The organism is Lacrimispora xylanolytica, from assembly GCF_026723765.1.
Lineage (GTDB): Bacteria > Bacillota > Clostridia > Lachnospirales > Lachnospiraceae > Lacrimispora > Lacrimispora xylanolytica.
In genome coordinates this window covers 1,861,158-1,885,632 of sequence record NZ_CP113524.1, presented here as the reverse complement: position 1 = coordinate 1,885,632, position 24,475 = coordinate 1,861,158, and the positions used below count along the sequence as shown (strand labels likewise).

The following is a 24,475-nucleotide window of genomic DNA, read 5'->3' as shown; positions in this document are numbered from 1 at the left end:
CCTCATCCTCCTCTCTGCTTGTTCACACCTCCTGTGCTTGCATTCATTATATCTGCTGCCTATACCGGATTCTATCGTAAGTTTTTATCATCCCTAGTATAATTTTATCTTTTTTTACGAACAAAGAAAAAAAGAGCCTGGATCACCAGGCTCTGTCCCTATGAAAGCTCATTCAGTCGATTCATTCTATACTCTGACGGGTTAATCCCAACCAGACGTTTAAAAACCTTTGTAAAATAATTGGAATCTAAATATCCCACTCTTGCACCAACATCTTTCACGATTACATTGGGCTGTTCCAGAAACTTTTTTGCCTCGCCAACCCTGTAATCCATTAAGTAAGAGGTAAAGCTTTGACCGAACTGCTGCTTGAACATTTTACAAAAATAAGGTTCTGAATACCCGATGGAACGAGCTACTTCATTCATCGAAATATCATTCATGAAATTAGAACGAATGTATTCCTCCACCATAGAGGTCATCACCGACAACCGACTGCTGTTATAATCCGGTTCTTTTTCTGAAATATTATTGACAGCTTCTGTTGCCATATCCTTTTCTTTTTTGGTCTGGGGGGTAACATCACCGCTTACCCTTAGAGCTTCTTCCACTACATTAATAATTTCCTTCTGGGAATAGGGCTTTAATAAATATTCCATGGCTTTTATGGATATGGCTTTCTTTGCATAATCAAACCTGTCATATGCCGTTAAAAATATAAGGCAGCAATGCGGGTCTTCCTTTCTCATAATTTCAGCAGCCTGGATTCCATTAAGACCTGGCATTCCAATATCCAAAATAGCCACCTGAATCTTCTCCCGCCGAAAGACATCCACTGCTTCTTTTCCATTCTGTGCCTCAAACACAAAACAGCTGTCCCCAAACTTTTTTTGAATCATCTTCTTAAGCACAATCCGCTCAATCATTTCATCTTCCACTATCATCAACCGTTGCATTCCCCGTATACCCCTTTTTCCCACCGAATTCAATTTCAACTACAGTACCCTTGTTCTCTGTGCTGTGAATGGTTACCTTCCCATATTCATAATAAGCAGAAATTCTTCTGTATATATTTCCAAGACCGATCCCCAGTCCGGTCCCTTTTGTTTCCATGGCATTTCGTATGGCATTAAGCTTCTCCGGATCCATTCCTTTTCCGGTGTCCGAGACGGATATCCATAAATTCTCCCCTGATTTTTTAATATCGATCTGGATGGCGCCCCCCATTTCTTTCTCCGATATGCCGTGGATCACCCCATTTTCCACCAGAGGCTGTAGAAGAAAAACAGGAACCTCCTCCTGATACAAAGCGCTGTCACAATTGATATTCCATTGAAACCGGTCCTTAAAACGCATTTGCTGGATATACATATAATCCCGCACCACCTTAAGCTCCTGTTCCAGAGGCTCAAAGGCGTTTGAGGTCCTAAGACTGTAACGAAGAAGATTTCCAACGGCGACCAGCATCTCTTCCGTTACCGGCGCTTCCTCCATCTGAGCCATCCTTGTCATCATATTTAAGGTGTTAAACAGGAAATGAGGGTTCAGCTGACTTTTAATCAGCTGAAGCTGAGCCATGGAGAAACGTTTTTCAAGCTCTGCCCTCTCAAGCTCATGGCGGTAAAGCTTTTCTTCCACCTGTCTTTTCTCTTCTGTTGCAATCACATAATTTTCTGTGGAGGATTTCATTTTATTAAAGGCATTCACAAGCTGTCCGATTTCATCGGTTCCGTCCCAGTGCACATCAGGAGAAGAAAAATCATTCTTTTCAATTCTTCCGGAAACATTGGCCAGCTGTACCACCGCCTTAACGATACTCCCTGTAATGAACCGAAGAAGAATCACAAGCACCACAAAGGCCGTAAGGCTGATCATAACCAAAAGATAGGGCATCCGCTTCAGCGCTGAAATCTGGACTTCATAATAATCATTTCCCGCCATTAACACGATTTTCGTGAGACGGTTGGCATAGATTTCCAGATACTTCTGCATGTTATAGACCTTGTACAGCTCTTTGATGTAGTTATCATCTCCCGAGCTCATGGATACTACCTTTTCCCGTTGCTTTTCATAGGTCTCATATCCATTGATAATATTCCAGGTCACCCCAAAACGGGCCTCCCCTATCTTATCGTAATCATAAGGAAGTCCATCTAAATGAATTTTAGTCTCCCTGCAGGCCAGCTGGTATGCCGACCGGTTATCCGATGTATTGTTTGAAAGAAGGCGGGCAAACTGCTCCCTCTCCTTTTCCATGGATTCCTGAAATTTATAGCAGGCCAGATTGTCATCCATAATCACTCTTGCACCGTCTACGAATATGTATACCACCTTTAAATTGATAAAAATAGAAGCACCCATAATCATTCCTACGCTGCCAATGATTACGTACAGCTTCTTTTTTAGTGTCATCTGATACCAAAGGGCAAGCAGCCGTTTCCCCACCTGTTTTCCTCCCAATCCCCATTTGTCGTTTTTGTGCAATAATCATAATTTATCTTAGCTTCCCTTAAACTTTTTGTCAATATTATTGTATATAGAAAAAAAACACAGCCGCAAAACGAGAATTTTTGCGGCTGCGTTTTTTTGTAATTACAGATTAAATGCCTTTAATAGACGTTTCAAATAATCCATGAATTTAGCTTCCCGGACGGCCTGGGCAGTAAGAATGGGAACCTCTCCTATCTTCTTTCCACCAAGGGTATAGATGAGAGAACCCGCCGGCTGGCCTTCTTCTAGGGGTGCCGGAAGGGAAGGAACCAGTTCCAGTTTCTTTTCAATGGCTGCAAAATCTTCCCCTTTTAAGCTCAGATATGAAAATGAACCGCCATATTTTAGGGGGACCTCTTCTTCCACACCGTTATCTACGATCATGTTCGGAAGAGGAATCATATCTTTATCTTCATACAGCTTACAGTTGGCATACCCGTAGTTTAACAAGGTCTGGGCATCGGCAAACCGAACCTTATAATCCGGTGCTGCCATAATGGAGGCAATGAGCCGGACGCCATCTTTTTCTGCTGTGGCTGACAAACAGTACTTGGCGACAGAGGTAGAACCAGTTTTCAAACCAGTTACATTAAAGTTCGTGGCCATCTTTAACAGCTTGTTGGTATTGGATAGACCGAATTCTTTCGTCCCCTGCTTTGTTACATGGGTGATGTTCTCCATCCAGATGGTGGAATAATTATGTATTTGAGGATATTTGTTAATAAGCTCTCTGGACATAATAGCAATATCCCTGGCAGTTGTCACATGGGTGGGGGACTCTGTAAGTCCGCAGCAATCTTCAAAATGAGTATTGGTCATTCCAAGAGCTGCCGCCCTCTCATTCATCATTTTTATAAACTCATCTTCTGTTCCTGCTATGTATTCTGCCATGGCCACAGAGGCATCATTTCCAGAGGCAACCACAATACACTTAATCAGGGTTTCCACTGTCTGAACCTCTCCCTCTTCGAGGAACACCTGAGAGCCACCCATTGATTTTGCATGGGCACTGGTAACGACCTCATCCGTAAGTTTAATTTTGCCGGAATCCAGCGCATCAAAAATAAGGATCAGTGTCATAATTTTTGTAATACTGGCTGGGCTTCTCTTTTCATCTGCATCTTTTTCATAGATGACCTGACCGGTCGAAGCCTCCATTAAAATAGCACTTGGGGCCTGGATCGCCGGGCCTCCCTCTGCATTAACCTCCTTCGCCTGTTCTGCCTGTACAATCATATCCGAGGCTACCGCGATATCAGGCTCCTGTCCTGCGGCCGGAATGCATAAACTGTAACAAAGCAGGATACAGCTTAAAACAAATGCCGTAACTCTCCTCATGCTAGATACCATCCCCTGAAAATTACTTTATACCATTGTATGGGGACATATCCTATTCCTATGCCAATTTTTCCAAAAAAAATTCCCAGCTTATCGTTTCATCTTCCCATAAAGTATGATATACTTGTACAGGAAATGTTACACTCATTGGGTAACAACCTAATATATTGAAAAGCTAAGGGGTTAGACTATGAACTTTAATAATTTCCGTGAGCGAAATTTCGGCAGAGGTCGAAACCGTATTCAAAGCACTATTATAATTGCATTCTTTGGATTATTAATCATTGCAATTCTTGCACTTTGTGGCATTGCCATAAATAAAAAGCTTGGTCATGGCACATTGCCTGCTGATTCTTCTGTCGCAAACCACTCCTCTGAAAGTGAAGCAACTGCTGCCAGTGAACCAGAAAAGGATCCTGGTTTAACTCTTCTTGAAAAGGCTGAGGCACTGTCTATCCAGTACGATTATGACGGAGCCATTGCCCTTTTACAGTCTGATACCAATCTGGCCGCCAGAGAGGATTTTAAATCAGCCATTGCCGGATATGAAACTGCCAAAAGCGCTTTAGTCCCTGTTAATCCACAGGATGTGACCCATGTATTTTTTCATTCTCTGATTATGGACAACAAAAAGGCCTTTGATGGAGATAAGAAACAGGCAGGCTATAACCAGATGATGACCACCAAGTCTGAATTCTTAAAGATCATGCAGTCTATGTACGACAAGGGCTATGTGCTTGTCAAGATTCACGATCTGGCATATGAGACAAAGGATGAAAACGGCAATCCTAAATTTACATATGGCAACATCATGTTACCAGAGGGAAAAAAAGCGTTCGTTCTTTCCCAGGATGATGTTTGTTACTACGAATATATGGATGGGGACGGATTCGCTTCCAGGCTTGTCATTGGAAAAGACGGCTACCCCACCTGTGAGATGAAGATGGATGATGGCAGCGTTTCCGTTGGAGATTATGACCTGGTCCCTATTCTGGAAAATTTTATTCAGACGCACCCTGGTTTTTCCTACAAAGGAGCAAGGGGAATCCTGGCTTTTACCGGGTACAATGGAATCTTGGGGTATCGCACCGACGAGGCTTATAAAGATACCAACCCTAATTTTGAAGAAGACAAAAAACAGGCGGCAGCCGTAGCCCAGAATCTTAAGGAGCATGGATGGGAGCTGGCCTCTCACAGCTGGGGCCACCGCAACATGGGCGGAATTTCCATGGAGCATTTTAAAATAGATTCGGATAAATGGGCAAAGAACGTGGGGTCCTTAATCGGCCCAACGGACATTATTCTCTTTCCCTTTGGAAGTGACATTGGAAGCTGGACGCCTTATACGGAGGACAACGAACGTTTTACTTATTTACAATCACAGGGCTTTCGCTATTTCTGTAATGTAGATGCCAGCAAATCCACCTGGATGCAGCTTGGACCAGATTATTTCCGCCAGGCCAGAAGAAACCTTGACGGATACCGTATGTATTATTATCCTGACAGCTTAAAGGATCTTTTCAATGTACCTGACGTATTTGATCCGGACAGACCTACCCCTGTTCCTCCCATGTAAGCAGCAATGCTTAAACTGGGAACGTTTCATAATTCATTTGTTTTAGAAATATAGAAAGATAGAAATAAATACGCAAATAAGTAAAAAGGTATTTTGACATGGTTTAGCACCAGTCAAAATACCTTTTTTATAATGAACTACGTGAAATACTTAAACGATGTATTAAAATTCTACGAATCCTTTGATCGGCTGGTCAGGAGATACAGTTTCTGCATAAAGTACCGGGCCTTCCCCGTTATAATCTTTCCAGTATTCATAGGCAATTTTAGCCTTTACCTTGACCCACTGCTTTGTCTCAAGGTTATTGGCTTCTCTTGATTTTGTTACAAATCCTAAGAAGGTCATATCATCTTCACAGCAAGTCATGGCCATACGTCCCGGTACAAAGTAATTTCTTGGGAACTCGGGAGTTTTTAGTACCATAGCTGTAAATTCGACGGTTTTCCCTTCATACCGGTCTCTCCGCTCCATACAGTCAATATACCAGACTCCATAAGCCTTAGGCGATATCTGTATTACGTCCTGGCTCATATCATAGGGCAGATCTTCTTCTGCAATCTCATTGACCTCTCCCTCAGAATCTTCAAACACAATCTCTCCCTTGGGACTCATGGACTTAAGCGTCCGGCGATAGCCGGAAAGATCCTCGATCCCATCGCAGCGGTTGCAGATAATCATCTCGGAATTTTTGACCATTGCAAAAAGAAGCGGCTTCATATTGGCTGAGTATAAATCAAAGGTGGACATATCAATCAGTGTAATCTGCTGATAAACGTTCCAGTCATCCGGAAGCTTTAACTGATCTAAATTCCACATTCCGTTCCATTCAATCAGAACACGCTCCGGATTGTGAAGAAGCTCCAGCTCCAGAAGTCGGTCTGGTGTCATCTCTTCTAAGCTATCAATGAAAACAGCTTCTGTATGATTACGGGAAAGCAGTTCTGAATCGTATTCTGTCTCACCTTCTTCGCAGACAATTAACAGTGTCTTCCCGTCTGTCTTAAAATAATCCTGTTCCATGGTAAACTGAAGGAACTGGGTCTTACCTGATTCCAAAAATCCATTAATCAGGAATACCGGCATAAAATCATCTTCCATTGTTTCGGTATTACTCATGTTTTCCTCCATTCCACTTAACGCTTAAACGCTTTTTTCAGCTCTTCTTCTTTTAAATTGGCTCCAATGACACATACCTTGCCAGTATATTCCGGAACTCCATTACGGATTTCGTACTGCTCCGGCACAAGATCAAAGTAAAGCCACTGACCCTTTTCTTCTCCTGGAATCATACCCTTAGCCCGAAGAACATCTCCAAAGCCTTCTCCGTATGCCAGCTCATCAAGGATCTTGTCCAGCTCTTCCCTGCTGATAGAAGCAACATTCTCTGCTCCCCAGCTGGTGAATACCTCATCTGCATCATGATGGTCATGGTCATGACCACAGCCGCAGCCTTCACCATGATGATGGTGATGATGCTCATGGTCATGGTCGTGATTGTGGCCGCAGCCACAGCCTTCTTCGTGATCATGGTGATGATGCTCATGGTCGTGATCGTGGTCGTGATTATGACCGCAGCCACAGCCTTCTTCGTGATCATGGTGATGATGCTCATGGTCGTGATCGTGGTCGTGATTATGACCACAGCCGCAGCCTCCCTCGTGATCATGATGGTGATGCTCATGGCCGTGATCATGGCCGCAGCCACATTCTCCTTCGTGGTCATGATGATGGGACTTGACCTCAGCCAAAAGATCTTCAACCATGGTATCAGGCTTTTCAATGATTTCCATAAGCTGTTTTCCGCTCAGTTCCCCAAATGGTGTGGTAACTACGGAAGCCTTTGGATTCAATTCCCTGATGATTTCAACTGCCTGGTCAACCTTGTCCGATGGCGCGATGTCTGTACGGCTTAAAACAACGGTTCCGGCATTTTCTATCTGATTATTAAAGAACTCACCAAAATTCTTCCGGTACATTTTACACTTCTGAGCATCAACAATGGTCACTGCGCTGTTTAAAACCACATCAAGCTGGGAAGCAACGTCAACAACTGCCTTCATAACGTCAGACAGCTTACCTACACCAGAAGGCTCGATAATTACACGGTCAGGCTGGTACTTTGTTAGCACTTCTTTTAAGGATTCTCCAAAATCGCCTACAAGAGAACAACAAATACAGCCAGAATTCATCTCACGGATCTCAATGCCTGCATCCTTTAAGAAACCACCGTCAATTCCTATCTCACCAAATTCATTTTCAATCAGGACAACCTGCTCACCTGCAATGGCTTCCTGTAATAACTTCTTAATAAAAGTCGTCTTTCCAGCTCCAAGGAAGCCGGAGATAATATCAATCTTTGTCATGTCAGTACGTACCTCTTTTCTTTCCAGAGTTTAACAAGAAACTACAACTACTTATTGTGTCACAAACTTTACCATAAGTCAAGCAGAGTGCCTCCTGTTTTCTTCGGCATAATCTGCAAAAATTATCAGCTGATTCAATGATTCCAATTTAATGGTATCACTTTTTGACACCTTTTTCTGGTATACTATAATAAAGACAGCAAAGAAAGGAGCTAACAGCTTATGAAAAAACTATTTCTGGCATCCTCATTTCAGGATGTGGCAGACCTGCTTCCAGATTTTGAAAAAAACTTAAAGGGGAAAACAATTACCTTTATTCCCACCGCAAGTATCGTGGAAACGGTTAATTTTTATGTGAAATCAGGTAGGAAAACATTGGAGGATATGGGACTTATGGTTGATGAGCTGGAGATTTCCACTGCATCAGCAGAAGAAATCACTTCAAAACTCAAGCAAAATGATTATATCTACGTGACCGGAGGGAACACATTTTTCCTGCTTCAGGAAATGAAACGTACCGGTACTGATCAGTTAATAAAAGAGGAAGTAAATTCAGGAAAACTTTATATCGGGGAATCGGCAGGAGCCATTGTTGCATCGGCTGATATTGAATATGCAAAAGGTATGGATTCTATTGATGAGGCACCGAACCTTGAAAGCTTTGAAGCGCTTGGTCTTGTAGATTTCTATCCTGTCCCTCACTATAACAATCCACCCTTTCAGGTAGCCTCTAAGAAAATTATAGATACTTATTCCTCTACCTTAAAGCTCTCTCCCATCAGCAACCAAGAGGCCATTCTGGTCAATAACGAAGAGATAAAGGTAAAAACAAGCCAGCTCCATTCATAAACACGGATTCTATTCATTTATAAATTTATGATATCATAGTTATAATGCCATAAAAATACGCCTTGAAACGGGAATTATAAGACCGATCAAGGCATATTTTTTATCCTTTTTCCACAGGGCGCTTGTAACAAGCCTTTTACAGTTCCTGCTTTTCCCTTTCCTGCTCATCAAAGCAGTGAAAACAGCATCCGCTGCATCCAGAACAGTTGCCGCAGCAGCTGCCCTTTTGCTTAGTCAATTTTTTTCCGGCACGATACACCAGAAAAATCAGAATCAGAGAAATAATAATTGTTGATCCATTGGCGGAAAGCCACAACAGCATAAGAGGTCTCTCCTTCCTTTTTTGCCTCCATCTCTAAGTAGCTTCGAGAATCAGATACTTTTATATATAGAATATTCTCACTTTCACGGATTGTAGCCAGGTTCCAAAAAATCATTGCATACCTGTCATTATTTATTTACTCTGGACTTAATGAGTTTCCCGATTTCCTTTACCGTCTCTGATGGCTCATAATCCTCTTCATCAAATAAAAACTGATGCATATGCCTGACACTGTCCACCATATCAACGGGCACAACGTAGTCCTTTACTTTCCCAATGGCAGCGTCTTTTACTTTATAGGGAAATCCCTCCGATTCTGTCATGTGAAACCGCCTCACATTCTTTATCAGGGGCAGAAGATCCTTCATTCCAATGCTGGTTGATATCTGGGGAAGAACGGTAGATGCCAGCCTGTTTAAGGTAGCCAGATCAGCTTCTCTGGCCTTCTTAAGCACCAGATTTGCAACCTCTCTCTGCCTTTCCGTCCGCTTAAAATCAGTATCTGTTTTACGAAGTCTGGCATAAGCCACCGCCTGAACCCCATCCAAATGATTTAAGCCTTCCTTCTTTAGATGATGGGAGCCAATGCCTGTAGATTCCACGGTCTCCGTGATAAAACCATTGATTAACCGAAATTCTTCATGACTGATGTCAACATCAATTCCGTCCAAAATATTAATAGCCTCTGCAACCGCCTTCCAGCTAAATGCGGCATAGTCATCTATACTTAAATCAAGATTTTCTGTCAGAGCATCGACTGCCTGTGTAGGACCTCCAAAGAAGTAGGCATCGTTGATTTTCCCATACCGTCCTTTTTTATCCAGCTTTAAGTAAGTATCGCGGTATACAGAAACAACTCTCATTTCTCCGGTACCTAGATTAATATTAAAGACCATTTGCATATCAGACCTGGTACTCTTTTTTAAATTGCCTTCTCTGGAATCCACACCAAAGACAGCAACGGTCCAATAGCCTTCCATCTTTTCCTGAGTCTCTATACTGATATTGGTATTCTGAACCGGGGGCCTCTCAATCTCCGGCAGCCTCTGCGGCATATGAGCTATATTCCATGCAAATCCTGCCATCGTACCTATCATAGCCGCCCATACGGCTGCAATCGTAATAAAGCCCCATTTCAAGTAATTAGCCATGATTCCTCCCAGATTAACAATGCATTCTTATCTCTCCTTAATTTCCCTTTATTTTTAAAATTTATGCAAAAATATGTTTTATCTTTTCCGGGTGATCGATGATGAAGCTGGGATGAAATGTTTCAAGTTCCTTCTGATCCCTAAATCCCCAAGTGACACCAACGGTATCTATACCTGCATGGATTCCAGTCTTCATATCTGTGTTGGTATCTCCGAAATACAGGCATTCTGAAGGCTTTACGTGAAAGCTTTCTGCCATAAATAAGGCACCGGCTGGATCAGGTTTTAAGGAAATTCCGTCCCCATCCCCTACAATCAGATCGAAATATCCCGGTTCAAAGCAGGTCTCCACACATTCCACCGCTCTCACCCGGTTTTTGTTCGTCAGTATCCCTAATTTAATTTCCTTTTCCTTTAAGAACCGAAGGAGCTCCGGGATTCCATCATAAGGTTTTATCTCATAGAGGCAATTTTCCTCAAATATCTTTTCATATACAGAAAGAGCCTCCTCATAATGCACCAGAGCTTCATCTCCGGAATAAATAAGGGCCCGTTCCACCAGCTTTTTATATCCGTCTCCTACAAATTTCTTCGTATGTTCCTCATCCACTGGTCCATAGCCAAAATGTGCCATAGCTAAACTGACACTATGAGAAAGGGAAGCAATGGTATCAAGGACAGTTCCATCCAGATCAAAAATACAGCATTTATACATAATTCTCCTCCTTACGTAAAATCATAGTTCCATTATAGGGCATGGTGCACTTAAAATCCAGTATTCCCTGATTTTGCATAAGGTACTTATTTATGACCATAATAAACATGTCTGTAAATGACAGATAAGGGAGAATGATATGAAAGAAAATAGAAGATACTGGATCATTGCAGCCATGATAGGAGTTGCATTTCTTTTGATTGCCGCTTTTACCACAGCAAACTGGTATCGCGGAAAAAGCAAAACAACAGACCCGAACGCCTCGACAAATGGCGTCAGCGATTCCCTGACAATCCCACCCAATAAGAACCTGGACAATGTTTCCGCAGAGGATGTCATAAACCGCTATCTCACCAGAGAGCAAGAGCTTAGAGCGAATTTACTAAAGGAGCTAAAACCTATGGAAGCCTCAGGAAATGGGTCCCTGGATTATGTAAAAGCAATGGTTTCACTAAATGAAGCAACCACCCTCCTTTCAGAGTCTTATAAAACCTTTGGGGGCAATGATGAAACATTTAAGCTCCTATCCCAGCAAACGGAAAAAGGGCTCCAGGCAGAGAACGAAACCATGAAGGAATTAATGGATAAATACGCCAGGGAGGAGCACAAGAACGAGGATATGGAAAATGCTTATCTCACCGATTTCAATGCACTGGTGGCGGAATTTGAAAAAGCAGGAACAACGGACTCTTCCAGCTTGGAACATGCCTTTTCTCAGGCCCTGATGCAGTATGATCAGCTGGCCGTAAATCTCTCCACCTCAATACTCGAATATACCGATTATAATGAAGTCGTTACCATGGCTCAGAAAATTATTAACGATAGAAAGCCCCAAATAGAGGAATTAAAAAAACTGACGCAATAGAATACAGCGTACAAAAAACGCCTTGACGGAATTTCATTGTTCCGGATCAAGGCGTTTTTTCATGATATATAAATCATTCTGCTTGTATCTTTATTCTCTGTCCAGATTCTTCTTTAATAAAGCCAGGACTCCACAGCCAGCCACAGAACCAATCACAATGGCTGCAAGATACCCAAATGGGTTACCAATGGTAGGAAGTACAAAAATACCGCCATGTGGTGCTCTTAAGGTACACTGAAATGCCATGGATAATGCGCCTGCCACTGCAGAACCTATCATACAGGAAGGAATGACACGGATTGGGTCAGCGGCTGCAAATGGAATGGCACCTTCGGAAATAAAGGAAAGTCCCATAATATAATTCACCAGACCGGACTGACGTTCCTTATCGGTAAATTTCTTCTTAAAGAAGGTGGTGCAAAGGGCAATGGCAATTGGAGGAACCATACCGCCTGCCATAACTGCTGCCATGATATCAAAATTTCCTTCTGCAAGCTGAGCCGTACCAAATACGTATGCAGCCTTGTTAACAGGACCGCCCATATCCACTGACATCATACCGCCTACAACGGCTCCTAATACAATTTTACTGGTGCCACCCATGCTGTTTAGCAAACTGGTAATTCCATCATTGATAGCTCCTACAAATGGATTAATAAAGGTAGTTGCCACGGCCGCCAGGAGAATACCGATTAATGGGTATAAAAGCACCGGCTTAATGCCCTCTAAGGATTTTGGAAGCTTGCTGAAAGCTTTCTTAAGCAGAAGCACGATATAACCGCCAATAAAACCAGCTAACAAAGCTCCTAAGAATCCAGAGTTCACTCCGCCTCCAGCAGGATTTGCAAAGGTAGATCCCATCTTTGCAATGAGTCCGGCTACGAAACCTACAGCTAATCCGGGACGGTCTGCAATACTCATTGCAATGTATCCGGCTAACACAGGAAGCATCATACCAAAGGCCTGCTCACCAATGGTCTTTATATAAGCTGCAAAGGGTGTATTTTTACCAAAGTTTGAAGGATCAATGGAATAATCATCAAACAGGAATGCCAGTGCAATTAAAATACCACCACCGATAACAAAGGGAAGCATGTGAGAAACACCATTCATTAAATGCTTGTAGATGGAATGACCCACACTTCCGCTTTCGCTGCTTTCCCCGGAAGAAGAACCGGAATAATGATAAACCGGAGTTTCCTTATTGACTGCCCGTTTAATCAGTTCCTCGCCTTTTTGAATGCCTTCTGAAACCGTAGCCATGACCACACGCTTTCCATCAAAACGGGCCATATCTACATTTTTATCTGCGGCAATAATAATTCCCTCGGCGGCCTCAATTTCTTCTCTGGTCAACGCATTGCCGATTCCTTCGGCTCCATTGGTCTCTGCCTTTAAAGCGATTCCCAGCTTCTTTCCGCTCTGTTCCAGATTTTCCGCTGCCATAAAGGTATGAGCAATTCCTGTGGGACATGCAGTAACCGCCAGGACACGATAACCTTTGGCTTCCTTCGTCTCTTTTTTCTGGTTCCCTGCAGACTCTTTGTCATCGATTACCTTTAAAAATTCTTCTTTTGAGGTTGCATTCATCAGACCTTCTCTGAAATCAGGGTCCATAAGAAGAGTGGACAGCTTTGATAACGCCTCTAAATGTAAATCAGCTCCGCCCTCCGGTGCGGCAATCATAAATATCAGCTTAACAGGAGCTCCGTCAAACGCCTCATAATCCACACCCTCAGGCACTACTATCGCTGCAAGGCCTGCTTCCTTTACGGCTTTCGTCTTTCCGTGAGGAATGGCAATTCCCTCGCCTACAGCTGTGCTTCCATGTGCTTCTCTCTTTAATATTTCTTCTTTGTAAGCGGCCTTATCAAGCAGTCTGCCGCCCCGTCCCATCAAGTCTACCAACCGGTCAATGGCTGCTTCTTTTCCTGAGACCTTAACATCAAGCTCTACACTTTCTTTTTTTAGTAACTCTGTGATCTTCATCAAAACCCCTCCTTTGACAATTCATCATACAGTATCATTATCTCATCCCTGGTGGCAAGGCCTTCGGAAAAAGCGGTGGCGCTTCCTGCTGCACTGCCGAGCCTAAGGGCATGTTCATAACTGCCGTTTTCTAAATATCCTGCAAGAAAACCTGCTACCATGGAATCTCCTGCTCCTACGGAATTTTTTACAATTCCCTTTGGAACGCCCATCTGGTAAACTTCATGATCTGCTGTGATTAAAATTGCACCATCACCAGCCATGGATATGAGAACATTCTGTGCTCCCATTTCCTGAAGCCTTTTTCCGTATTCGATGATCTCCTCTTTACTACTTAGAGTCACATGGAACATCTCACCCAATTCATGGTTATTGGGCTTAATTAAAAATGGCTGGTAAGGAAGAACGTTAATCAGCAGATCCTTTGTTGCATCTACTGCAATGCGGATACCCCTGTCTTTTAACCGGGCCATAATCCGCTCATAAATATCATCATCAATGGTCTTTGGAATGCTTCCGGATAATACCAGGACATCTCCCTCTGTCAGGCAGTCCAGCTTATCAAACAGAAGTTTTATATCCTCACCCGTTATTTCAGGGCCCATTCCATTTAACTCAGTCTCTTCACTTGATTTTATCTTAACATTGATTCTTGACATGCCTTTTTCCACCTGGATAAAATCCGACCGAAATCCCATATTCATGACTCTTTTTAAAATCTCATGGCCGGTAAATCCTGCAACAAAGCCAAGGGCAGTACTTCCAAAACCTAATGCTGCCAGAACTGTAGATACATTCAGTCCTTTTCCCCCGCAATAGATGCCTTCCCAATCAGCTCTGTTAACAGTTCCCAGGGTGAAGTGATCAGCTTTTACCACATAATCCAAAGCAGGATTAAACGTAACTGTGTAAATCATATTTCACCTCTCCTTTTATGCGTAAAATTTTATTTCATCCCTCACTAATAATATAATACGATTGTTTTGTTTCGTCAATATAATTCCATGAGAAATAATATTTCTTGAATCTTTTCGGCGCTTTGCACAATTTTCTACAACCAGTCGAAGGTAACACTGATTTATTTTGTGCGTATTTACCTGTTTTTATCCAGTTTGGAACATACTTATAAAATAAACTAAGAAACGAAGGGATACATGACATGCATGCATCCCTTCGTTTCTTAGTTATAGTTACTTCTTTATTTTTTATCGTCTGATATGGCAATCTCATGACGTCTGATGTGGTCATGAGAATCTTTCATGCTCACTGACAGGAATAAATACAAAATCTCCATCACTGTAGTTGCCGAAACTCTGGAAAAACAGAATTCACCCAGCAAAAGCTTTTCTCTGGTGGCCGTCGTGATATGATACTGGCTGGCCTGTCCCAAAGGCGATGACGGATTGTTCGTAATCGCAATGATTGGCGTATGATTCTCCTTTGCCACCGCGGCCAGGGTCATAAGACGCTTGGAAAAACCAGAATTAGAGATGATGATCACCGCATCCTCTTTCGTTAAATTACAGGTAAAAGCCATCTGAGTCTCCCAGATGGTGCCTGATACCGCTCGGATACCAAGCTGATTAAATTTAAATGATCCGTCCATGGCTACGGGTATGGTGTTGCCTACCGCTACCAGCTGGACTGTTCTTGCATGCTCGATGATCTTTAAAATCTGGTCCAGCTCCTCTGTATCCATCATGGTAATGGTCTGAGTCAGCTCTGCCACCTTGTTTGCCAATATATTCTGTAGAGACTGAGAAAGGTTCTCTCTGTTTATTTCATTGGAAACCTGGGTGGAATTTCCTCTCTCCTCAGCAATCTCTTTTGCCAGATTGATTTTTAAATGGTGAAAACCGTTAAAACCACATCTTCTGCAGAATCTGGATACGGTTGCATCGCTGGTTCCGCTTGCCAGAGCCAGTTCCGCTACCGTCATATCGATCATTTCACTTTTATGAGCCAGAATATAGTCTGCGATCTTTTTCTCCGCTTCAAAAAAGGAATCATAAGACGAACAGAGTACTCCTGACACGCTGATATTTTCCTGCATATGCAACCTGCCTCTCATGTAACATTATTTCACAATTATATCATGATATGAAATAAAATGTAAAGAGGTTATCTTCTTTTCCCAAGGGTAAGTAAAAAGATGGTGGAAATAATACATGCAAAACCAAGAAGATCCATGAGACCAAATCCCACCTTTAAAAGAAGGGCAGAAAACAGCGTAGCAGACACAGGCTCCACGGAAGCAAACAAGCTCCCCCTCTTTGGTCCCACCCATTTGACCCCTTCCAAATAGGCCACAAATGCAACAATGGTACCAAACAGGATGATATAGGTAAGTCCTCCGATTACCCCTCCGTCCACGGTGACTGCCAAGGTCCAGGGTCTAAAAAACAGACAAAGGATAATTCCGCCAATGAGCATTCCCCAGCCGGTCACAATCATGGAGCCATATTTTGTTAATATGGCTCCTGGCTGTACGGTATAGACTGCCAAAGCCACTGCCGAACAAAGTCCCCAGAACAATGCCTTATTGGATATGGCGAGGCTGTTTAACTTCCCATGAGTAGCCAGCAATACAGTTCCCACAATTGCAAGCCCAACAGCAAACACTTCGATTTTATCCGGCCTTTTCCCCGTCTTTAAGGAAACATAAATGACGATTAAAACAGGGCCTATGTATTGAAGCACAGTGGCTGTCCCAGCGTTTGACTGGCTAATTGCTGTAAAATAAGTATATTGGCACATGGACATTCCAAACATGCCGAAAATCAAAACATCCAGCCCATCCTTTGGATTCTTAAAAATCTGAAATACCTTCTTCCCATCCTTAATAAAGCATATGGTCAGAAGAATCATTCCTGCCAATAGAAGGCGTATGGGAATCAGCCAATCAGAGGTAAGCCCTTTGCTCTGCATCAGATACTGCCCACAAGTTCCTGAAAGTCCCCACAAAATTCCTCCGAACAAGGTTAAAATACAGCCTTTTTTAAGATTGGGGACTGCTGTCATTTCCAATTCCGTCATTTCTCCTCCCATATTCCAGGACACATTCCCAGGTATTATAATCGTGTCCCGTATCTCGTATCATTTCATTCATTTCAGCAAAAAGCCTGCTGTCTGGTAAATTTCGCTCCCATAGTCGGTAAGCCTCTTCCGACTTGACCCAGGCGGCATCCACCGGTATTCCAGCGCAGTACGCCCGGTTAATATCTGAATAGAGCCCTGCCATCTTATTTCTCTGCTCTTCGGGCAGATTTTTAAGCTTTTCATAGACCTGGCTGCTGACAACCTCCATTAAGAAATCAGCTCCATATTCCCTGAATTTGAGCAGATTATCATCGGTTACCTGCTGGTCTTTGGCCCACTTTCCTACATCAAGCTCTTTTGAGGTATAGAAAAGTCCGTTGTTATCCGTCCATTTTAAGACTCCATATTGAAAAGGGGAAATGGCCAGGGAATCTGCCACCACCTCACTGATATGATATCCTTCTATAGGGGCGCCGGGCCTTGGCTTATGGGTTTTCGTCCTTTGTAAGTGCAGATGGCCGCTTATGTATAAAGGCACCCGGTAAGACTCTAAAAGCTGTATGACTTCCTCGCTGTTTTCCAGGGTACAATCCACCGGATAGCGGATGCTTTCCTTTAAAAGATTATGATGGGCGATGGTAATTACGTTGACCGAACGCTTCTTTGCCTCTAAAAGCTGGGTCTTCATCCAGGCCAGAGTCTTCTCTCTGATCCGTCCTCCCACCTTATTCTCAGGCTCATACTGGGCAGAATCCAGCATGAGGAGCCAGTTGTACTCATCCAGCTCATATACGTAGCTAAAGGAAGCCTCATCCTGGCTGATTGCCTGATCATAACCGAAGCTTCTATATATACGGTAAAAATCCTCTGGAGTTACAATGTCTGAAGGTTCTCTTTCTTTTCCCATATAGGATGCTGAATTATAATTATTAATATCATGATTTCCAGGTATGACTAAGACCTTAACGCCTTTTTCCTCTAGAACTTCCAGCTTCTTAGCCAGTGCCTCATGCCCTCTCTTCTCCCCGTTTAGGGTAAGATCTCCGCTTAAGACTACTGCAGACGGCTTCAGTTCTTCCATGTCCCTGGTAAAGGAATCCATAAGTTCTGGTATATATTGAACTACCTTGCCATCATCCCCTTTTGCCATGGTCCAAAACGCCTGGCCGTAATCTGTAAGATCCGGGGAATAGTAATGCACATCCGTTGCAATTACAATGGAAGGAGGCTTGTATACTTCCTCTGTTTCTGTTGTTTGGTCAGCTGGAATCTCTGCTTTTGATTCCGCCATGCTTTCTTTCATTTCTTCCTGTGTGGTCTGAGATTCCAAATCCGGCAGAGAAGGTTCTGTTTCGCTTTCCTTCGTTTCGCCTTCCGTCACTTCCATTGTCACGGGTTCAGAAGTCTGGACTTTATCAGGAGATGGCGCACTTAGTCTGCCAATTATGGTAACGATTCCAAAACATACGAAAAGCATCACCGAATAAATCAAAACCAGAAGGCTGTTTTTCTTTCGTTTATTCATTTTATTTCTTGATAATCCTTTTCTTTTCCATATTTCCTAAGGAATCATATCACGCATTGAAGAATAGGGCAACTAAAGAATTGCAAAAGAAACCCATCAAACGGGAAAGGTGCTGCACCCATAGCTTTAAACGGCCATGAGTACAACACCTTCTTTATGAAACCTTATTTACAAATCATATTCCACACCTTTAATACCACCGAGTCATTGGAATCTCATTATTCACACCCTTAGAAACAAGAATCTGGTGGAGGTCAATGATTCCGTTATGAAAGGTGGCAGCACAGCCATTAAGATAAAGATCCCACATCCGGACAAATTCATTTCCCATCTTTTCCTGGATCTCCTGCCTGTGTTCATTAAAATTCATATCCCAGCAGCGCAGGGTCTTATAATAGTGCCTGCGAAGACTTTCTACGTCCAGAGTATAAAACTGATGGTCACTTAAGATATGAATCATCTCTCTCAGACTTGGAACCATGCCTCCTGGAAAAATATATTTCTTCATCCACGGGTCTCCCGGATATTCCTTTAAAGCACTGATATAATGCAGCAGGAACAGACCGCCCGGTTTTAAGGCTGCTTCTGCATTTTTAATAAACAGCTCATAATGCTCTCTGCCCACATGCTCCACCATTCCAACACTGACTACCCGGTCAAAGGTCCTGCCCCACTTTTCCAGATCCCGGTAATCCATTAGTTCCGCTGATACCTTTCCAACCAAACCCTCTGCCTCAATCCGCTCATCAAATTTCTTTTTCTGCTCTTTGCTGAGAGTAATTCCCACACCGGTCACTCCATACTCCTTAGCAGCCCGTATGAGTAAATAGCCCCAGCCACAGCCTATGTCAAGAAGGGTCATATCTTTTTTCAGACATAGCTTTTGTAAAATCCGTTCCACCTTATTACACTGGGCTTCGTATAAGCTGTCTTCATCTGTTTTAAAGTATCCACAGGAGTAGCTCATGGTATCGTCAAGCCAGAGACTGTAAAAGTCATTGCCGATATCGTAGTGTGAGGTTACTTCCTTCTCCTGATTCTTTCTGGACTGAGAAGAGAAAATAAGTTTCTTAAGCTTTGAATGGTCTGCAGAAAACTTTCCCATCTGACCAAGAAAATGATCCAGAGCCTGAAACAAATCTCCCTCTATCTCCAGATTCCCTTTCATATATGCTTCTCCTAAGGCAAGAGACGTGCTTGTTATAAGCTCCTGACTTCCGATGTCTTCTTTTAGATTCACCAGAAATGTTGGATTTCCTTCTCCGATGTGATGTGTTTTCCCATTGATGATTACATCAAAGGGGTGATCATCAAATTTCTGAAGAAAGGATATTATAAAATTGTCTGTCATAAGTTTCATGGCTTTTCCTCCTGTTCGTATTTCGTCATACCAGGATTTTTGCCATAATTTAGCTGTTTTATAAGACATTTTAGATTTTCTGTGATAAAATCAGTACAGCCATCCATTAATTTATCGTTTTAACAGGAGTACATACATCATGAACAAACAAAATCATCTATACGGGCACCTCGCCTCCGCTTTCTCTATCTTTGTATGGGGAACCACCTTTATTTCCACCAAAGTTCTGCTTCGGTCATTTACCCCTCTTGAAATCCTTGTTTTTCGTTTCATTATCGGTTATGCCGCTCTTTGGCTCGCCTATCCCCATTTTATGAAGACCAAAAGCTTAAAGGAAGAGAGTCTCTTTGCCTGTGCAGGCATATGCGGAGTTACCTTATATTTTCTGATGGAAAATTTTGCGCTGACCATGACCCTGACTTCTAATGTCAGCACGATTATTGCAGCCGCCCCATTTATCACCGCTTTATTTGACTGGTTCTTTTTAAAGGGAAAAAGACCGGGAATCCGTTTTATGGCTGGATTTATTACGGCCATCGTGGGAATCGGACTGATCAGCTTTCAGGGAAACAGTACGCTGGAGTTAAATCCAAAAGGAGACTTACTTGCCCTGTTTGCAGCCATTACCTGGGCAGCATATTCTGTATTCACAAAAAAAATAGGGGAGTACGGTCACGGAACCGTGGAAACAACAAGACGTATCTTTTTCTACGGCCTGTTGTTCATGATCCCAGTGTTGACTGTTCTTCCCATTCGACTTGAGCTTCACCGGTTTAGCAATGTTGCTAACCTGTTAAATATTCTGTTTTTAGGTCTGGGTGCTTCCGCCCTGTGCTTTGCCACCTGGAACTTCGGTGTTAAAGTCCTGGGTACTGTTAAAACCAGCATTTACATCTATGCAGTACCAGTGATCACCGTTATTACTTCCATGATTTTTCTAAAGGAGACCCTTTCTTTGCAATCCTTCTTTGGAATCCTTCTGACACTGGCAGGGCTCATGCTCTCGGAGAGCAAAATTAAAAAACAGGCTGAAACGTAACCTGGAATGTTTCGTCTCCTTCCCTGCATGCAGAAAAAATATATCCCCCTGAGAGACGTTTCTGGTAAAAGGAATAGCCAGGAACAGAACAAAGGGGATTTTCTTTTTCCGTCAGGGTAAAAGAAATTTGGGATAGAGGCATGGCGATACCGCATCCAACTGCCTTCCCATAGCTTTCTTTTAAAGTCCATATCTTAAAAAAGTACTCCTCACGCTCCTTTTGGGGCAGTCCTGAAATAAAGCGGTTCTCTGATTCTGACAACACCTTTCTAAGAATTCCATCTCCATAAGGACGCATTCGTTCCACATCCACTCCGATCTCCCTGTCGGAAAAACCGCAGATGACCATACCATCGGTATGGCTGATGTTATAGTGAATCTGAGGGAAATCCTTTAAGCACGGCTTTCCGTGAATTCCAGTTGTAACCTGGAGGTCAGTCAGTTCATGTTCCTCTATTCCGTACAATTCCTTTAATCCCAAAATCAGAAGTTTCCTCCCCAGCTGGTGCTCCCATTCATGCTTTTTCACACCTTCTGGTATTTCATTTTCCGACAGGTAGATTTCTATCATTCTCTTTTATCCTCATTTAAATTCCGGTCCTGCTCCATTCCCGGTTTTCCACCGGATTACCATGACCAAAATATATTTTTCTCTTACCCAGAGCGCTGATTTTCTGTGCACTCTCTACCATTAATTCTCTATCCTGATAAATCATGGACAAGCCTGGATAGAAAAGATTCATCACGGCATCCCCGGCAATAAAATGCTGCTCTTCGATATCAAGTCCAATGGAGCCACTGGTATGTCCGGGAAGTTCCATGACCTTAGCATCAATTCCATATTCATGAAGGGGATCTCCATCATGAAGGTAAATATCCGGAACAAATTCCGGAATCCGGTTCTTTTCCGAGTTTTTTTCCGCCACCTCAGCCACAAGCATCGCTAAAAGCCCCTGATGGTAAATGGGAACCTTACGGTTATCCTTTAACAGGGGAATATCTGCCTGATGCATTGCTACCGGCACCTTTAGAACATCCGCCAGATATGCCGTATTTTGCACATGATCAAAATGTCCATGAGTCAGGAGGATCAGCTCCACCTTTGTCTTTTGGCACATGTCCAGTATCTTTTTCTCTGCCCCCATCCTCCCTGTATCCACCAGGATGGCTCTTCCCTGGTTTTCGATCAGATAGCTGTTCACACAGCCGCATCTGATTTGTTCAATTACTGCCATCTCTTTTTCCTCTCTCCAATACCTCTTATCTCACATACCCCCGCCCCAAGCGGCACTCTGCTATTATTCATTGTATTGAAGGGAAGCCTTGCTTATTCCACCTTTAAAGGGATCTTTTCCGGTAAATACAATCAATGACTCCATTTTCTGACTGAAGGGAGACAAGTTTTAAAAGCTGCTCCTTTTCTCCTCCCTGAAACAGGGGAATTCCCTTTCCAAGAAGAACGGGCATAATGGTCAAATGGTATTCATCAATCAGGTTCTTTTCCATCAGCTGTCTGATTAGATCAGCACCTCCACATACCCAGATTCCTTTTTTGCACTCCTTTTTTAACCTTCCAACCAGAGGCTCCAACGGTTCTTTTGTAAAATAAATTCCTTCCTTATCCTCAAGCTCCTTATGGGTTATTACATAAGTTTTTTTGTCTGGATACACCCATTCATCAGGTGACAGCTCTGAAACCACCTGGTGATACGTACGGTAACCCATTAAAACGGCATCCACCTGTTTTTCGAAAGCTCCATACCCATAATCTCCGGTGTAAGTTTCATCCTGTCCCAAAAGCCAATCCACCTTACCATCGGCATCGGCAATATAGCCATCCAGACTGATTCCTATGTAAAGTACGACCTTTCGTTCCAGAACATATTCCAGCTGACAGTCATAAGGCTCTCTTGTTACGTGATCCTCATCGTATTCCTTTGCCTCTACACAGCCCATAGCCCTGTAAAACGCCTGAGTCTCTACAGAGGAGTGGGCAGAGATGTAAAGCTTTTCCGCACCCTTAAGCCTGGCCCACTCAGAGGCCATATGAAACAGACGGCGGCCTGTCCGCTTTCCCCGCACATCAAAGGATACGTGAATGTTGGATAAATCAAGATAATTCTTATGCTTTCCAATGGGTACCCCCTCCACGGAAGCGAACCCCTTTAGCTCTCCATGGTGAAAGGCTCCAAACACAACGCCTCCTGTATGAATGGTGATTTTAAGACAACGGATCAGCACATCGTAATCCTCGTCCTTCCACTGCTCTGTAAATGGATTCTTTACTGCTGACCAGATTCCATTTATCTTTCTCATACATTCCTTTACTTCCTGATAGCGGTTAAACTGACAAAAGAGCTCTTTATTTAACTCGGATTCTTTTAACTCTCTGTATTCCATAGTCTTCTCCTGTATCATACGTTTCCTAAAGCATACCATTTTTCCGCAGTTTCATCAATTCTTTTTCTCAAACAGGAGGTGATGGCCAAACCTGCCTATTCCACAAAGCAAAAAAACCTGCCAGATCTAAAGACCTGACAGGCATGTGTTTATGATTAAGAACGCTTGATGTGGAACGCATCCATACCTGGATATACAGCGCCCTCTCCTAATTCCTCTTCGATGCGGATAAGCTGATTGTATTTTGCTACACGCTCACTTCTGCTTGGTGCACCTGTTTTTATCTGACAGGTGTTAAGAGCAACTGCAAGATCCGCAATTGTAGTATCCTCTGTCTCGCCGGAACGGTGAGAAGCAATGGCAGTATAGCCAGCGCTGTGAGCCATCTTAATCGCTTCCAGTGTCTCTGATACAGATCCGATCTGATTTAACTTAATTAAGATAGAATTTCCGCAGCCTTCGTTAATTCCCTTTTTCAGACGCTCGGTGTTGGTTACAAATAAATCGTCTCCAACCAGCTGGATTCTGTCTCCAAGCTCCTTGGTAAGAAGCTTCCAGCCTTCCCAGTCATCTTCATCAAGAGCATCTTCAATGGAATAGATGGGATACTTGTCACATAAGTTCTTCCAGTGACCAATCAATTCCTCAGATGTAAAGTGCTTTTTGCATTTTGGAAGGATATATTCTCCCTTCTTCTCGCCCTTCCATTCGCTGGAAGCAGCGTCCATAGCCAGGACAAAATCGCGGCCCGGTTCAAAGCCAGCTTTTCTGATTGCTTCTAAGATAAGCTCAATGGCTGCATCATCACTCTCAAGGTCAGGAGCAAAACCACCCTCATCACCTACGGAGGTAGCAAGGCCTTTTGATTTTAAGATAGAGGCAAGACAGTGGAATACTTCGGTACACCAGCGAAGGCCTTCTTTAAAGTCAGCAGCTCCTGTTGGCATAATCATGAATTCCTGAACATCAACGGTGTTGGCTGCATGAGCTCCTCCATTTAAGATATTCATCATAGGTACAGGAAGACGATTTCCTGTGATGCCGCCTAAGAAGCGGTATAACGGAACACCTAAGCTGATAGCCGCTGCTCTGGCACAAGCGATGGATACAGCTAAAATAGCGTTAGCACCAAGTCTTGATTTATCCTTTGTCCCATCTGCGGTAATCATAGCCTTATCAATGGCATAGATATCAGAGGCATCCATCCCTACAAGAGCATAATGAATGACTGTATTGATGTTATGGACCGCATTTAAGACACCTTTTCCTCCAAAGCGGGCTTTGTCCCCGTCACGAAGCTCTAATGCTTCAAATTCACCGGTAGATGCTCCACTTGGTGCAGCTCCTCTTGCTATGGTGCCGTCAACCAGATGTACTTCAGCCTCTACGGTAGGATTTCCTCTGGAATCAATTATTTCTCTTCCAATTACTTTCTCAATCTCAAGATAATTCAT

Annotated in this window: 22 protein-coding genes; 4 read left to right on the top strand and 18 right to left on the bottom strand. The window is 43.1% G+C overall.

The window, feature by feature from the left end; translation table 11 throughout:
* Positions 1–158 precede the first annotated feature (158 nt).
* From OW255_RS08850 to OW255_RS08840, 3 genes are all read right to left on the bottom strand, one after another.
* Entirely contained in the window at positions 159–956 is a 798-nt protein-coding gene (locus OW255_RS08850) for a response regulator transcription factor (protein WP_268116381.1), read from the bottom strand.
* Positions 928–2,445, bottom strand: coding sequence for a sensor histidine kinase (locus OW255_RS08845; protein ID WP_268116380.1), 1,518 nt, complete (start codon positions 2,443–2,445; stop codon positions 928–930). Before OW255_RS08845 ends, OW255_RS08850 begins: the two co-directional genes overlap by 29 nt.
* A gap of 147 nt (positions 2,446–2,592) precedes the next feature.
* A complete protein-coding gene (locus tag OW255_RS08840) occupies positions 2,593–3,828 on the bottom strand; it encodes a D-alanyl-D-alanine carboxypeptidase family protein (RefSeq protein WP_024836276.1) in 1,236 nt (411 codons plus the stop codon).
* Between the two features lie 190 nt (positions 3,829–4,018).
* Between OW255_RS08840 and OW255_RS08835 the strand changes: the two genes are divergently transcribed.
* Complete coding sequence (locus tag OW255_RS08835) at positions 4,019–5,404, top strand: polysaccharide deacetylase family protein (protein WP_268116379.1); 1,386 nt, start codon at positions 4,019–4,021, stop codon at positions 5,402–5,404.
* A 162-nt stretch (positions 5,405–5,566) separates the two neighbouring features.
* Here the strand turns inward: OW255_RS08835 and OW255_RS08830 are convergent, their stop codons facing one another.
* Positions 5,567–6,502 (bottom strand): TIGR03943 family putative permease subunit, encoded by a 936-nt coding sequence (locus tag OW255_RS08830; RefSeq protein WP_035317984.1) that lies wholly within the window; start codon positions 6,500–6,502, stop codon positions 5,567–5,569.
* A gap of 35 nt (positions 6,503–6,537) precedes the next feature.
* Positions 6,538–7,767 (bottom strand): CobW family GTP-binding protein, encoded by a 1,230-nt coding sequence (locus tag OW255_RS08825; RefSeq protein WP_024836279.1) that lies wholly within the window; start codon positions 7,765–7,767, stop codon positions 6,538–6,540.
* A 222-nt stretch (positions 7,768–7,989) separates the two neighbouring features.
* On the opposite strand from OW255_RS08825, the gene OW255_RS08820 reads away from it, so the two are divergent.
* The gene (locus OW255_RS08820; RefSeq protein WP_268116378.1) at positions 7,990–8,616 is read left to right on the top strand and encodes a peptidase E; all 627 of its coding nucleotides are present in this window, start codon (positions 7,990–7,992) and stop codon (positions 8,614–8,616) included.
* 136 nt (positions 8,617–8,752) lie between these two features.
* Here the strand turns inward: OW255_RS08820 and OW255_RS08815 are convergent, their stop codons facing one another.
* The 3 genes from OW255_RS08815 to OW255_RS08805 form a co-directional block, all read right to left on the bottom strand.
* Entirely contained in the window at positions 8,753–8,938 is a 186-nt protein-coding gene (locus tag OW255_RS08815) for a FeoB-associated Cys-rich membrane protein (protein ID WP_268116377.1), read from the bottom strand.
* 128 nt (positions 8,939–9,066) lie between these two features.
* A complete protein-coding gene (locus OW255_RS08810; protein WP_268116376.1) occupies positions 9,067–10,089 on the bottom strand; it encodes an LCP family protein in 1,023 nt (340 codons plus the stop codon).
* 61 nt (positions 10,090–10,150) lie between these two features.
* Positions 10,151–10,804 (bottom strand): HAD family hydrolase, encoded by a 654-nt coding sequence (locus OW255_RS08805; RefSeq protein WP_024836283.1) that lies wholly within the window; start codon positions 10,802–10,804, stop codon positions 10,151–10,153.
* Positions 10,805–10,943: 139 nt separating this feature from the next.
* Between OW255_RS08805 and OW255_RS08800 the strand changes: the two genes are divergently transcribed.
* A complete protein-coding gene (locus tag OW255_RS08800; RefSeq protein WP_268116375.1) occupies positions 10,944–11,669 on the top strand; it encodes a DUF305 domain-containing protein in 726 nt (241 codons plus the stop codon).
* A gap of 90 nt (positions 11,670–11,759) precedes the next feature.
* Here the strand turns inward: OW255_RS08800 and OW255_RS08795 are convergent, their stop codons facing one another.
* The 6 genes from OW255_RS08795 to OW255_RS08770 all read right to left on the bottom strand — a co-directional run bounded on the left by OW255_RS08795 (position 11,760) and on the right by OW255_RS08770 (position 19,582).
* On the bottom strand, positions 11,760–13,658 hold the full coding sequence (locus OW255_RS08795) for a PTS fructose transporter subunit IIABC (RefSeq protein ID WP_024836285.1): 1,899 nt from the start codon (positions 13,656–13,658) through the stop codon (positions 11,760–11,762).
* Positions 13,658–14,575, bottom strand: a complete 918-nt coding sequence (gene pfkB, locus OW255_RS08790; RefSeq protein WP_268116374.1) for a 1-phosphofructokinase — start codon at positions 14,573–14,575, stop codon at positions 13,658–13,660. Before pfkB ends, OW255_RS08795 begins: the two co-directional genes overlap by 1 nt.
* 281 nt (positions 14,576–14,856) lie before the next feature.
* Positions 14,857–15,711 carry a MurR/RpiR family transcriptional regulator gene (locus OW255_RS08785; RefSeq protein WP_024836287.1) on the bottom strand — a complete coding sequence of 285 codons (855 nt, stop codon included), beginning with the start codon at positions 15,709–15,711 and terminating at the stop codon, positions 14,857–14,859.
* Positions 15,712–15,779: 68 nt separating this feature from the next.
* The gene (locus tag OW255_RS08780; RefSeq protein WP_024836288.1) at positions 15,780–16,694 is read right to left on the bottom strand and encodes a DMT family transporter; all 915 of its coding nucleotides are present in this window, start codon (positions 16,692–16,694) and stop codon (positions 15,780–15,782) included.
* Complete coding sequence (locus OW255_RS08775; protein WP_024836289.1) at positions 16,657–18,222, bottom strand: metallophosphoesterase; 1,566 nt, start codon at positions 18,220–18,222, stop codon at positions 16,657–16,659. Before OW255_RS08775 ends, OW255_RS08780 begins: the two co-directional genes overlap by 38 nt.
* A 190-nt stretch (positions 18,223–18,412) precedes the next feature.
* A complete protein-coding gene (locus tag OW255_RS08770; protein ID WP_024836290.1) occupies positions 18,413–19,582 on the bottom strand; it encodes an SAM-dependent methyltransferase in 1,170 nt (389 codons plus the stop codon).
* A 139-nt stretch (positions 19,583–19,721) separates the two neighbouring features.
* Between OW255_RS08770 and OW255_RS08765 the strand changes: the two genes are divergently transcribed.
* Positions 19,722–20,621 carry a DMT family transporter gene (locus tag OW255_RS08765; RefSeq protein WP_024836291.1) on the top strand — a complete coding sequence of 300 codons (900 nt, stop codon included), beginning with the start codon at positions 19,722–19,724 and terminating at the stop codon, positions 20,619–20,621.
* Here the strand turns inward: OW255_RS08765 and OW255_RS08760 are convergent.
* From OW255_RS08760 to eno, 4 genes are all read right to left on the bottom strand, one after another.
* Positions 20,599–21,192: a 4'-phosphopantetheinyl transferase family protein gene (locus tag OW255_RS08760; RefSeq protein ID WP_035317624.1), complete on the bottom strand. Its 594-nt coding sequence runs from the start codon at positions 21,190–21,192 to the stop codon at positions 20,599–20,601. The two genes, OW255_RS08765 and OW255_RS08760, sit on opposite strands and share 23 nt — an antisense overlap.
* Positions 21,193–21,208: 16 nt before the next feature.
* Entirely contained in the window at positions 21,209–21,856 is a 648-nt protein-coding gene (locus tag OW255_RS08755) for an MBL fold metallo-hydrolase (protein ID WP_024836293.1), read from the bottom strand.
* Between the two features lie 103 nt (positions 21,857–21,959).
* Positions 21,960–23,021 carry a GNAT family N-acetyltransferase gene (locus OW255_RS20840; RefSeq protein ID WP_313342871.1) on the bottom strand — a complete coding sequence of 354 codons (1,062 nt, stop codon included), beginning with the start codon at positions 23,019–23,021 and terminating at the stop codon, positions 21,960–21,962.
* A gap of 155 nt (positions 23,022–23,176) precedes the next feature.
* Positions 23,177–24,475: a phosphopyruvate hydratase gene (gene eno, locus OW255_RS08740; RefSeq protein ID WP_024836295.1), complete on the bottom strand. Its 1,299-nt coding sequence runs from the start codon at positions 24,473–24,475 to the stop codon at positions 23,177–23,179.